11 protein-coding genes are annotated in these 12,164 nt (G+C 33.5%); 7 read left to right on the forward strand and 4 right to left on the reverse strand.

Translation table 11 applies throughout. From position 1 onward, the window contains the following. Positions 1 to 34: 34 nt before the first annotated feature. From recN to K7G79_RS11905, 7 genes are all read left to right on the forward strand, one after another. Positions 35 to 1,687 (forward strand): DNA repair protein RecN, encoded by a 1,653-nt coding sequence (gene recN / locus K7G79_RS11875; protein WP_223551806.1) that lies wholly within the window; start codon positions 35 to 37, stop codon positions 1,685 to 1,687. Between the two features lie 84 nt (positions 1,688 to 1,771). Further along, positions 1,772 to 2,587: an enoyl-ACP reductase gene (locus tag K7G79_RS11880; RefSeq protein ID WP_223551807.1), complete on the forward strand. Its 816-nt coding sequence runs from the start codon at positions 1,772 to 1,774 to the stop codon at positions 2,585 to 2,587. Positions 2,588 to 2,831: 244 nt separating this feature from the next. Beyond that, on the forward strand, positions 2,832 to 3,839 hold the full coding sequence (locus K7G79_RS11885; protein ID WP_223551808.1) for a glycosyltransferase family 2 protein: 1,008 nt from the start codon (positions 2,832 to 2,834) through the stop codon (positions 3,837 to 3,839). Continuing rightward, positions 3,836 to 4,798, forward strand: coding sequence for a CdaR family protein (locus K7G79_RS11890; protein WP_223551809.1), 963 nt, complete (start codon positions 3,836 to 3,838; stop codon positions 4,796 to 4,798). Before K7G79_RS11885 ends, K7G79_RS11890 begins: the two co-directional genes overlap by 4 nt. Continuing rightward, a complete protein-coding gene (gene coaE / locus K7G79_RS11895; RefSeq protein ID WP_223551810.1) occupies positions 4,795 to 5,382 on the forward strand; it encodes a dephospho-CoA kinase in 588 nt (195 codons plus the stop codon). The genes K7G79_RS11890 and coaE overlap by 4 nt, the downstream gene beginning before the upstream one ends. A 77-nt stretch (positions 5,383 to 5,459) precedes the next feature. Continuing rightward, positions 5,460 to 7,055 (forward strand): sensor histidine kinase KdpD, encoded by a 1,596-nt coding sequence (locus K7G79_RS11900; protein ID WP_223551834.1) that lies wholly within the window; start codon positions 5,460 to 5,462, stop codon positions 7,053 to 7,055. Between the two features lie 2 nt (positions 7,056 to 7,057). After that, positions 7,058 to 7,762: a response regulator transcription factor gene (locus K7G79_RS11905; protein ID WP_223551811.1), complete on the forward strand. Its 705-nt coding sequence runs from the start codon at positions 7,058 to 7,060 to the stop codon at positions 7,760 to 7,762. A gap of 158 nt (positions 7,763 to 7,920) precedes the next feature. Here the strand turns inward: K7G79_RS11905 and K7G79_RS11910 are convergent, their stop codons facing one another. From K7G79_RS11910 to K7G79_RS11925, 4 genes are read right to left on the reverse strand one after another with little or no spacing between them, the layout of a single operon-like run. After that, entirely contained in the window at positions 7,921 to 8,583 is a 663-nt protein-coding gene (locus K7G79_RS11910) for an alpha/beta hydrolase (RefSeq protein WP_223551812.1), read from the reverse strand. Beyond that, on the reverse strand, positions 8,584 to 8,916 hold the full coding sequence (locus tag K7G79_RS11915) for a DUF4870 domain-containing protein (RefSeq protein WP_223551813.1): 333 nt from the start codon (positions 8,914 to 8,916) through the stop codon (positions 8,584 to 8,586). Positions 8,917 to 8,918: 2 nt separating this feature from the next. Beyond that, the gene (locus K7G79_RS11920) at positions 8,919 to 10,175 is read right to left on the reverse strand and encodes a dihydroorotase family protein (protein WP_223551814.1); all 1,257 of its coding nucleotides are present in this window, start codon (positions 10,173 to 10,175) and stop codon (positions 8,919 to 8,921) included. Further along, positions 10,172 to 12,097 carry a BatA and WFA domain-containing protein gene (locus tag K7G79_RS11925; protein WP_223551815.1) on the reverse strand — a complete coding sequence of 642 codons (1,926 nt, stop codon included), beginning with the start codon at positions 12,095 to 12,097 and terminating at the stop codon, positions 10,172 to 10,174. Before K7G79_RS11925 ends, K7G79_RS11920 begins: the two co-directional genes overlap by 4 nt. Between the last annotated feature and the right edge of the window lie 67 nt (positions 12,098 to 12,164).

Consider the following 12,164-nt stretch of genomic DNA (forward strand, 5'->3'; position numbering starts at 1 on the left):
TATTTAGTTCCTAACCAAATACAATTTTATTACATTGTTAGTTTCACTCGCTATTAAAAATTATGCTTTAATCGATAACCTTAAAGTCGATTTTAACAATGGATTATCAATCATCACAGGCGAAACAGGAGCGGGTAAATCCATTTTATTGGGAGGATTATCACTAATATTGGGGAAACGTGCAGATTTGAGTAGTTTAAAGGATAATACTAAAAAATGTGTGATTGAAGCTGTTTTTAGTATTATCAACTACAATTTAAAACCTTTTTTTGAAAAAGAAGATTTGGATTACGATGAGCAAACCATTATACGAAGGGAGATATTGCCTTCAGGTAAATCGCGTGCCTTTGTAAACGATTCACCGGTAAACCTAAATAGTTTGCAGGTATTAGGCGAAAGATTAATTGATATCCATTCTCAACATCAAACACTTCAAATTGTAGATGATGCATTTCAATTTCAAGTTATAGATGCTTTGGCAGGAACGGTTTCTGATTTAGGAAAGTATAAAGGGGAGTTATGGTCTTATAAATCACTTCAAAAAGAATTAGAGGGGCTATTAAACCTAAAATCTGAAGCTATTAAAGAACACGATTATAATACATTTTTATTGAATGAATTGGTTGAAGCACAATTAGTTGATGGCGAACTAGAAATATTAGAAGAGGAGTACGAAACCTTAAACAATGTAGAGGACATTAAAGAAAAACTTTCAGAATCTTACCAACTACTTGGAGATGAACAAATAGGCATTATAACAACACTTACCCAATTAAAAAATAACTTTAGCAAACTCTCGGGGTTATCTTCTAGATATAATGATTTATTTGAACGGATCCATAGTTGTTTAATCGACTTAGATGATATTTATAGTGAAATTTATTTATTTCAAGAGTCGCTTGAAGTTAATCCAGAGCGTTTGGAACAAGTAAATACCAAACTACAGACCTTGCACAATTTAATGTTGAAGCATGCTGCAAGTGATATAACCCAACTAATTGCCATTCGTAATAATTTAGCTGATAAGGTTTCGATTACCGAAAATTTGGATGATGACATTGGACAAAAACAGAAAGAAATAGCTATTAAACTCGAGTTGCTCAATAGTATTTCAGATACAATACATAAAAAACGTACGAAAGCTGTCCCAGAATTAAAGCAACAGTTGGAGACGATTTTAAAAACACTAGGTATGCCCAATGCTCAGTTCAACATTGAAGTTAGCTATACCAGCACTTTATTTTCCAATGGGAAAGATGAGTTGTCCTTTTTATTTTCGGCTAATAAGGGAGGGAGTTTCTTGGAATTGAAAAAAGCAGCTTCCGGAGGTGAATTATCTAGGATTATGTTGGCTATAAAATTAGTTTTATCAAACTATATCCAATTGCCAACCATTATGTTTGATGAGATAGACACAGGAGTTTCAGGGGAAATATCGAACAAAATGGCTGAGATTATGTTGCAAATGAGCAAAACCATGCAAGTGTTTGCCATAACCCATTTGCCACAAATAGCAGCCAAGGGCCATTCGCATTTTAAGGTCTATAAAGAAGATGTTAATAACGTTACCCAAACCAATTTGGTGAAGCTAAACTATGATGAACGCATTGTGGAAATAGCACAAATGTTGGGAGGCTTAGATATATCCTCATCCGCTATTGCCCATGCCAAGGAGTTGTTAAATTAAACCTTTAACATTTGTTAAAGTTTAGTATTTTTGCCAATATTTAGAGATCAAACCAAGAAACATAAACATATAAACTATTAAAATATGTACAATTTATTAAAAGGAAAAAAGGGAATTATCTTCGGGGCTTTAGATTCTAATTCTATTGCATGGAAAACGGCGGAACGTGTTCATGAAGAAGGAGGTCAATTTGTATTGACAAATGCGCCAGTAGCAATGCGTATGGGACAGATAAATGAATTGGCAGAAAAAACAGGTTCCCAGATTATTCCTGCCGATGCCACATCTATAGATGATTTACAAAATCTAATAGACCAATCCATGGAAATTTTAGGAGGTAAGTTAGACTTTGTGTTGCACTCTATAGGTATGTCAATTAATGTTAGAAAAGGAAGGCATTACACCGATCAAAATTACGACTGGACTCAAAAAGGAACGGATGTATCGGCGATGTCTTTCCATAAATTAATGCAAACACTTTACAAATCGGATGCAATGAATGAATGGGGAAGCATTGTGGCACTTACTTATATGGCGGCGCAACGTGTATTTCCTGACTATAATGATATGGCAGATAATAAAGCCTATTTAGAGAGTATTGCTCGTAGTTTTGGGTATTTCTTTGGACGTGATAAAAAAGTACGAGTAAACACTATTTCACAATCACCAACGCCAACTACGGCAGGTAGTGGGGTAAAAGGTTTTGATGGTTTTATTGCTTATGCCGAGAAAATGTCTCCCCTTGGAAATGCCACAGCCTTAGACTGTGCTAACTATACAGTGACTTTGTTTAGTGATTTAACCAAACGCATAACACTTCAAAATCTATATAACGATGGAGGATTCAGTAATATGGGTGTAAGTGATGCAGTAATGAGTACCTTTACAGGAGAAGAATAGTAAAAAACGATAATGATAAAGTAAAACCTAAATAATGTACTGCGTTATAAGTGTTTAAATTTTAAGGCCACCATTGGGGTGGCTTTTTTATATACAATGGTAGTTGTTTCTAGTAAAGCCTAAATTTTATATACAAAAACATTACAGAATTTAGTTTCAACTTTGTAATCATTTCTTTAATCTTTTTAATTTTTCTTTTGTTTTTTATGAATTTTCAAATGAAAAAATTCATTTACTTTTGTGTATGCAATTAAAGTATTCGTTTATTATTCCCGTTTATAATCGCCCTGATGAAATTCAGGAGCTTTTGCAAAGTTTTGTAACTCTTAAAACAGATATTGACTTTGAAGTAGTTATAATTGAGGATGGTTCCACAATTACTTCAAAAGAAATAGTAAACACATTTAGTGGTAAATTGGATATATCGTATTACTTTAAGGAAAACTCAGGACCTGGTGATTCCAGAAATTATGGTATGCAACAGGCTCGAGGGAATTACTTTATAATTTTGGATTCCGATTGTATATTACCAGAAAATTACCTTGAAGAAGTTGATTGTGAATTAAAAAAAGGTTATGTGGACTGTTTTGGTGGTCCAGACAAAGCGCATCCTTCCTTTACCAATTTACAAAAGGCGATTAATTTTTCAATGACTTCTTTCATTACCACAGGGGGTATAAGGGGGAATAAGCATAGTGTGAATAAGTTTCAACCAAGAAGTTTCAACATGGGACTTTCCAAGGCAGCATTTCAGAATTCAAAAGGTTTTGGAACCATTCATCCTGGAGAAGACCCCGATCTGTCAATTCGATTGTGGAATCTAGGTTACAAAACTAAGCTAATCCCTAAGGCTTATGTATATCATAAAAGAAGAATATCTTGGCATAAATTTTACATTCAAGTTCATAAGTTTGGTATGGTGCGTCCAATATTAAATCAGTGGCACCCCAGCACAAAAAAAATCACCTATTGGTTTCCAACTTTATTTGTTATGGGTTTTGTTGTTGCCTTGTTTCTACTTTTTTTGGGGTATGAATGGTTATTTATCGTTTACGGGGTGTATTTTGCTATGGCCTTACTTTTGGCATTGGTAATTACTAAAAGCATTCTTGTTGCTTTATGGGCTGTTGTAGCTGTTGCCATTCAGTTTTTAGGTTATGGTTACGGATTTTTAAAATCAACTTTAGCTTTGGAAGTATTCAATAAAGACCCTAAGACACATTTTCCAAACTTATTTTTTAAACAGACATGATAAAGAAAGTTAAATTGAAATTACTCAGGTCAATACAAAACAAGCAACTAAATGTGTTTTTGTTGTTTTTGTTCTTGGCGTTTGTTATTCTCATTTTTTCAAAACTTTCTAAATCCTATACCAATACCATGGAGTTTAGAATAGAGAAGATTAATGTACCAGAAGAAAAGGTGATTTTAGATAATTCAGATTCTATTCTAAACATCACAATTAAGGCCTATGGTTTTAAATGGCTCGATTTTTACTTTTCAAGACCAAAAATTAGAGTCGATTTTTCTAAGGATGTTTTTGAGGGCTCTTCAAAGTTTGTCTGGACAAAGTCCAATTCAAGGCGACTAAGTATAACCACCTTTGCTAAGAATGTTGAGATTATTGATATATTTCCGGATACACTGGAATTTAATTATGATGTTAATCTAGTTAAAAAAATACCTGTAGAAATCAATACAAATATTACATTTATTCCAGGGTTCGATATATTCAATGGATTTAGCATTACTCCTGATTCTGTTAAAGTTATTGGACCAAAAGATATTGTAGGCGCCATTGACTATATTGAAACTGAGACCCTTGTGTTAGAAGATGTAAAAAAGAATATTGATAAAACAATAAAATTAAAATTGCCAAAAAATGGTAATATTCGTTTTTCAGATCAATCAATACATTTAAAGGCTAGAGTTGAACGTTTTACAGAAGGGAGCTTAAAAATACCAATAAGTATTATTAATGTACCAACCGAGTTACGAATAAAATACTTTCCAAAAGAGGTTACGGTAATGTTCTATACTAGTTTAGAGCATTTTAAATCGGTAGAACCAAGTGATTTTAAAGTGGTTTGTGATTATGGTAAAATAGGTGAAGAACAGTCTTTTTTTGTGCCGGAGCTAGTGGGAACCTCTCAATTTGTAAAGAGTGTAAGGATTAACAATCAGCATATTGAATTTATTATATTAAAATGACCATAGTTGGACTCACAGGAGGCATAGGAAGTGGAAAGACTACTGTAGCTAAGGCATTTGTTGATTTAGGAATACCTGTTTATATAGCAGATGAAGAGGCAAAAAAACTTATGAACCAATCAAAAGTCATTAAGCGAAAGCTTATTGATCTCTTTGGTCATCAAGCCTATAAGAACAATAAATTAAACAAGCCTTTTATAGCTGGTATTATTTTTAATGATAAAAGCTATTTGTCGCAAATGAATGAGATTGTTCATCCGCGCGTAGCAAGTCATTTTAAAAAATGGGTGTTAAAGCAAAATACCGCTTACGTCATTAAGGAAGTCGCTATATTATTTGAAAATGGCGGTTACAAGGCTTGTGATTTTATAATTACCGTTACGGCACCAAAGGCGGTTAGGATAGAACGCTTGTTATCTAGGGATAATACTACTGTAGAACATATCGTAGCTATTATGGAAAACCAGTGGGAGGACAGTGACAGAGTGAAATTATCTGACTTTGTTATTCAAAATACAGATTTAGTAGACACTAAGCAACAGGTATTGGAAATACACCATGAAATTCTTAATAAAATAGCATAACTTTTAAATTTTAACATTTTTGTTAACGTTAGGTTAAATGCAAGGAGCCCTAAATGTTAAAATGTTAAATTTGAATGATGAGCAAGAAAATATTTAGCCTACTAATTCTTTTAATGAGCTTGTCCCTAATTGGGATTATTTTTGTGCAGGCCTATTATATAAAGGGTTCTGTAGCTAATGAAGAGGATCGGTTTAATTTTAAGGTTAAAGGAGTATTAGCAAAGGTATCCAACCAAATCCAGGAGGATGAGTTGGCAGAGTATTTTAAGAAGTACCAAAAGGCTAAAGATCTAATTAGTGAAAATAAGGAAAACGATTCCGTTTCAGTTTCACAATCGGTTTCCCAGTTGTTCATTTACCAAAAAAATAACGATACCAAACAAGCCCTTATTTACAAAAGTGGTATTTTGGAAGAAAATTATAAGTTATCATCGTCGCTCTTTGACATAGGTTTAGATAGTGTTAATGTTAAAAAAATTATTAGCAGTTCTAAAACAGAGATTTATGACAATATTGAGTTTTCTGAAAACGAAGTAAATGAAGCCGATATTGTGAGTATAATAAACAGTGGGGCTCTAAGTACCGCGGAGAAACTAAGTGTTGAAAAAGATTTTAAGGCGATTTCAAAACGAAATCCAATATACAAGAGGGTTTCAAAAGATAAAGTTTTTAATCTGCTTACTAAAAGGTTAAAAGAAAGCGACATAGATATCGATTTCGAATTTGCTATCTATAGTAATGGTTTGGCCACTAAGGTACAGAGTGATAATTTTGAATATGACAAGGCCTCAACCTTTAGTGTGCCAATGTTTTATGATGAAAATAACGTAAGCACTTATAGCTTGTTAGTGAATTTTCCAGATGATGAAAAATTTATTTTGTCATCAATCATAGGTATGATCTTACTGTCCATTATCTTTACATCTGTTATTATTATAGCATATTCCAGTGCTTTGTTCCAATTGGTTAAACAACGTAAGATATCCCAAATAAAGACAGATTTCATCAATAATATGACGCATGAGTTTAAAACGCCTATTGCGACTATAAACTTAGCTTTAGATGCGATTAAAAACCCTAAGATTATTGATGATAAAGGCAAGGTTTTGAGGTATCTTAACATGATAAAGGATGAAAATAAGCGTATGCATGCCCAGGTAGAAAATGTTTTAAGAATATCTAAACTAGAAAAAAATGAACTTAATATTAGTAAGGACAGGGTAAGCCTACACGACTTAATTGAAGATGCTATTACGCATGTAGAGTTGATTGTTGAAAACAGGCAAGGCTATATAAAAACAGCTTTAAATGCTGGAAAATCATCGGTATTGGCCAATGAGACCCATTTTACTAATGTTATTGTTAATATTTTGGACAATGCCATAAAATATTCACCAGAAGCACCGGAGATTGAAGTGTCTACCGAAAATGTGGGGACAAATATTTTATTAAGCATTAAAGATCATGGTAGTGGCATGAGTAAGGCTGCTGCCAAACGGGTGTTCGAAAAGTTTTATAGGGAACATACCGGTAATATACATAATGTAAAAGGACATGGTCTAGGGTTGGCATACGTAAAGCGTATAGTTGATGATCACCAAGGACATGTGTCGGTAGAAACAGAAAAAGATAAAGGAAGCATATTTACCATAAAGCTTCCAATAATTACATAACTATGGAAGAAATAAACAAGAAAATTTTATTGGTAGAAGACGATCCAAATTTTGGAACCGTTTTAAAGGATTATTTAATGATGAACGATTACGATGTGGTCCATGCTAAGAATGGTATGGAAGGCTTCGAGAAATTTAAAAAGGACGATTTCGATTTATGTATTCTGGACGTTATGATGCCTTATAAGGATGGATTTACTTTAGCAAAGGAAATACGTGAAAAAAACACAGATGTTCCTATAGTGTTTCTAACAGCTAAAGCCATGAAGGAAGATGTTCTTAAAGGCTATAAAGTAGGAGCAGACGATTATTTGAACAAACCGTTCGACAGTGAGGTTCTGTTAATGAAAATAAAGGCTATTATGCAACGTAAGGCTACCGAAACAATATCAGACAGTAAACAATTTGAATTTAAAATTGGCCGTTTCGATTTAAACTCCAAGTTACGCTTTTTGCGTTTTAATGGAGGGGATCCTATCAAACTATCACCTAAGGAAAATGAGTTATTGCGTTTGTTGGCATTACATGAAAACGATTTAATGCCACGTGAACTGGCGCTTACTAAAATATGGCGAGACGATAATTATTTTACCTCACGCAGTATGGATGTTTACATTGCTAAATTGCGTAAGTACCTAAAACTGGATGAAAAAGTAGAAATCCTAAATATACATGGAGAAGGGTTTAGATTGGTAGTGAACGATTAAAATTTAAATAATAAAATATAAATCCAGCTTTTCGCTGGATTTTTTATGTTTCTACTTTACGGAATTCTGTAACGTAGCATAAAGAAAGAAGTTTGGGTTAAAGGTTTTTTATGTAATTCAAGAAGTAGTAAGTTGAAAATTACTCAAATCGAAAACACTTAATATTCAAGTCGTTCTGCCAGCCACTTCCTAAACTCATAAAAATTTTGAGGAGACACACCATGACCTACAGGAAATTCGGAATAATAGTACTTAATGTTTAATTGGTTTAATAAAGGAGGTGTTTGTCTTGCCCAATCTACAGGGATAACTTGGTCTGCGCTACCATGAGAGCAGTAGAAATCCAGATGTGAATAATTGTATTTTTTAAAATCTTTAGGAACAATATCTTGATTAATGTAACCGCTTAGGGCAATAATGTTTTTTACCTTTTCGGGGTAAGTCAGCGCAACGGCATAACTTAAAATAGTACCTTGGCTAAAACCCAAAAGGGTAACATTGTATTTATTAACGGGATAAGTGGATATAGCCTCATCTATAAATTTAGCTATTAAATCCCGAGCGTCTATGGCTTGTTCATTATCGCTCCATTTACCTTTTTCAGCATCAAAGTTAATGGCGTACCATGCATTGCCAAAAGGCTGCATGGGGTATGGTGCTCTTAACGAAATGATAAACAGTTCTTCTGGTAGTTCCGATGCAAACGAGAACAAATCGTTTTCATCACTACCATAGCCATGTAGCATGATAAGTAATGGAGCATTTTCGTTTAAACTGGATTTTCGAACAATATGGTATAAAGAAAGTGTATGGTGCTCCATTTATTGCCCTGTGCTAGAAAACCATTTTTGGAATAATTCACCTAAAAGTGGTACAGGCTGGGATTTTCCCCCCAAAGCGCTCACTATACCGAAAATGAATAAAACGCTAAAAAATATCCAAAAAGCCAAGGTTGCGTACCAGCTATCCACGGCACTTATAACCCAGCCCAATACAAAATAGGTAAGCCATAAACCTAGGGCTTGCCTAGTGTGAAAGCTTATGAATGGATTTTTTTTATCGTTATTCATAAAATAAGCGATAATGGTTCCTATGATGGTTAAATAGCTAACAAAAGCCAATGTTTTGCCCTCATTTATCTCTTGTTGATTCATTTTTATGAGTTTAAATAAATTTTCTTATTCGCAATAATACCATACACTTTTCCCTTTAAAGAACTTCCTTTAAAAATGGCGTTTTTAGACCGGGACTTAATATCGTTTACACTAAAAGTATAGGTGTCATTAGGATTAAAAAGTGTGGCATTTAGTTCATTTCCTATCTTAATGGGATTAGGTTCTATTCCAAAGCGTGACTTTCCCCTAGTTAAAACCTCAATGGTTTTTTTGGTGCTCAATACTGTCCGTAGGGCGCCAAAAGCACTTTCCAGTCCTATTGTGCCATAGTTGGCATGGTCGAATTCCACCTTTTTCTCTTCAATATCTATGGGTGCATGGTCGCTGGTAACCATATCTATAGTGCCATCTTTAAGTCCCTCAATAAGAGCCTTCACATCGTTTTGGGTTCTTAACGGCGGTATTACTTTAAAATTGGTATCGAAATCGTTTAAGGCTTCATCAGTAAAACATAGGTTATGTATAGCTACACTACAAGTGACATCTAATTTTCTAGCTTTGGCTTCTTTTATCAATGCCACTGATTTAGCCGTAGAAATGGTAGGTATATGTAATTTACCCCCTGTATATTCCAATAAAAATAAATCACGTGCTACTTGCAGTTCTTCAGCAAGAGCAGGATTTCCTTTTAAGCCCAGTTTGGTACTGGTAACCTGTTCGTTCATAACACCATTTCTGGTAATCCTATTTTCTTGAGGAAACGAACATACCAAACCATCAAAATTACAAGCATATTGCAGAGCTATCTTCATCATGTTAGGATTGGTAACCGCAGCTTTATAATCGTAAAATGCTACAGCTCCAGCCATTTTCATATCGAAAAGTTCGGCTAAATCTTCACCTTTACTAGACCGTGTTAGAGCCCCTAAGGGCAAAAGGGTAACGGCATGATTGGCCGATTTTGAAAGTACAAAGGCAATATCGGCATTGGTATCAATAACAGGGTTTGTATTGGAATTCATAACAACTGATGTAAACCCAGAGGTCGCAGCTGTTTTAAGACCATTTCCAATAGTTTCACGCTCTTCATAACCCGGTTCACCAAAACATACACTACTATCAAACCAACCCTGGGATATATGAAGGTTCTCTAACTGTATTTCTTTATAGTTTTTTTGGTTTTTTAGATTACTGCCAATATTGGTAATACAGCCATTTTCAACTAATAAATCCTGAGTGGTGTTATGAAACTCGCTTTTTGGATCTATGATGGTGGCAGACTTTATAAGTATGTTCATTTAAAGTATTTTAAGATGAGCATTTCTATTATGAGTAACAGTAGTGCAAAAATAACAAACCATTTCCATAGGGCGTTAATTTTTGTATTACTTTTTATGGTATCAAATACATCGTTTACCGAATCAGTTATAGTAACCCCGTCAATCTTAGACAAGTCTGTAAATGTTAAATCACTTTCCTTTCGGTTATAATTGTAACTCACCCTAGATAAGGTTTGTGTTTTGTTTTTTACTGCATAAATACCAGATTTTATAGGGGTTTCCAAAGTTTTTACAACCACTTTTTTATTAAACTTTTGTTGTCTTGGAATAATGCTCATATTGTTGTTTACTAGAGATAAAATATCATCTTGGTGTAATTGTGTAGCGATGGCAAAAAGGTTGTCGTTACCTATTGTGTAATACAAATCGGGGTTTTTTAAACTGAATTTCCCAATGTTGTACAAAGTAGGAACAATAAGAGGTGAACTCTTAAAGTTTGAATAATCTTCATTTAATGCTGAAGAAAATAAAAAAACACGATCCTTTGTATTTAAAAAAGGACTGCCATTTTCAAATTGTAGAGCATTTGAACCCATGTTGGATGTAATCGGATAATAACAATTGGCTTTAGGGTATTGAAAATTGCTAACCTGTTTTTCAAAAACCCCATTATTGTATAAAGGATGTGAATAATTAATTGTAGTTATAAATTTTTCATTTTGAATAGCCTCGTTTAAAGCTAAATTAAATGATCTCAACAAATCATTATAGGAAGACAAATGGATTTTATTTGAAGGAATAATCAATATGGAACCACCTTCCGATACAAATATTTTTAACGTTGAAGCCAAAGGATTGGGAATTAATTCCAATTCATTTAAGATGATAAGCTGTTGGTCGCTAATAAGGTTATAATCTAACTGTTCTATCTGGGTTGCATTATAGTTAAATTCATCGGGTGTATAGATACGTTTTAAAAAATCGTCGCTGGTTTCGTTAATAGCCAACACATTTATTTTTTGGTTGTCGTTGATATTAAAATATAGCGTGTTGTCAAATTCAAGCGAAGTATCATCTATAACAATTTTTCCATTTATAGCGGTATTACTAGGCAAGGAAAAACTAGTTTGTGTAATATTGTCTAATACAACAGCTGTTTTAGCTATTAGATTATCGTTGTTGTATAATGAAACAGGCAAATTTTCAACCAAACCACCAATTTTTTTTAAGGTTATAGTGAGCTCTTTAGTTGTAGCATCTGTGTTGGAGATATAGGCACTATCTATAGCAATATTGCTCGTGTTTACAGGTTGAAGTTTTACCAAATGTAAATTTGTAAGGGAATCAACAATTGGAATAAAATCAGCTTCGGTTTTCTGAAAATCAGAAATAAACACCAAATTTTTAATGCTATTGCTGTTTTTTTCAAATAAGGTGTTACTTTTTAATAAAGCTGCTTCGGATGGTAGGGAAATAGCAGTATAATCCAGTTGCAATAACTCATTTTTTATGGCTTTAATAGAGGTGTTTTTAAACGTATCGTCGTTAGTAAATATGGATATGTTTTCGTCTTCTGGAACGTTGGCTATAATATCCTGTACAGCACGTTTTAACAATTCACCCTGTTGGCCTTTGGCTTGCATACTAAATGAGTTGTCAAGATAAATAACAGTTTCGGACTTGGTGTCTATGCGTGAAGAGTTAGACATAAAAGGTTGGGCGAAAGCTATTATAATAGCTGTAAACAACAATAATCTTATTGCTAAGACCAACCACTTTTTAATTTGTGAACTTTTTCGAGTTTGCAGTATAGCCTTTTTTAAAAAAGCCACATTTGTAAAACCAACTTTCTTAAATTTCCGTAATTGAAAAAGATGAACAATAATAGGAATTAACAGTAAAAATAAGGCGTATAGAATTTCGGGGTGTTTAAACTGCATTCGTGTATTGATTTATCAAACCTACATATTTTTTTTGTTCCTAAAAGGTTAATTTAAATATTTTTTG

This window comes from Aestuariivivens sp. NBU2969, assembly GCF_019931125.1.
Taxonomy (GTDB): Bacteria; Bacteroidota; Bacteroidia; order Flavobacteriales; family Flavobacteriaceae; genus Aestuariivivens; species Aestuariivivens marinum.

What these genes read in the sequence shown, in the direction of transcription:
- K7G79_RS11900 (WP_223551834.1), top strand. Translation starts at nt 5,460, where the DNA reads ATGAGCAAGAAAATATTTAGCCTACTAATTCTTTTAATGAGCTTGTCC.
- coaE (WP_223551810.1), top strand. Translation starts at nt 4,795, where the DNA reads ATGACCATAGTTGGACTCACAGGAGGCATAGGAAGTGGAAAGACTACT.
- K7G79_RS11925 (WP_223551815.1), bottom strand. Translation starts at nt 12,097, where the DNA reads ATGCAGTTTAAACACCCCGAAATTCTATACGCCTTATTTTTACTGTTA.
- K7G79_RS11880 (WP_223551807.1), top strand. Translation starts at nt 1,772, where the DNA reads ATGTACAATTTATTAAAAGGAAAAAAGGGAATTATCTTCGGGGCTTTA.
- K7G79_RS11910 (WP_223551812.1), bottom strand. Translation starts at nt 8,583, where the DNA reads ATGGAGCACCATACACTTTCTTTATACCATATTGTTCGAAAATCCAGT.
- K7G79_RS11905 (WP_223551811.1), top strand. Translation starts at nt 7,058, where the DNA reads ATGGAAGAAATAAACAAGAAAATTTTATTGGTAGAAGACGATCCAAAT.
- K7G79_RS11920 (WP_223551814.1), bottom strand. Translation starts at nt 10,175, where the DNA reads ATGAACATACTTATAAAGTCTGCCACCATCATAGATCCAAAAAGCGAG.
- K7G79_RS11915 (WP_223551813.1), bottom strand. Translation starts at nt 8,916, where the DNA reads ATGAATCAACAAGAGATAAATGAGGGCAAAACATTGGCTTTTGTTAGC.
- K7G79_RS11890 (WP_223551809.1), top strand. Translation starts at nt 3,836, where the DNA reads ATGATAAAGAAAGTTAAATTGAAATTACTCAGGTCAATACAAAACAAG.
- K7G79_RS11885 (WP_223551808.1), top strand. Translation starts at nt 2,832, where the DNA reads ATGCAATTAAAGTATTCGTTTATTATTCCCGTTTATAATCGCCCTGAT.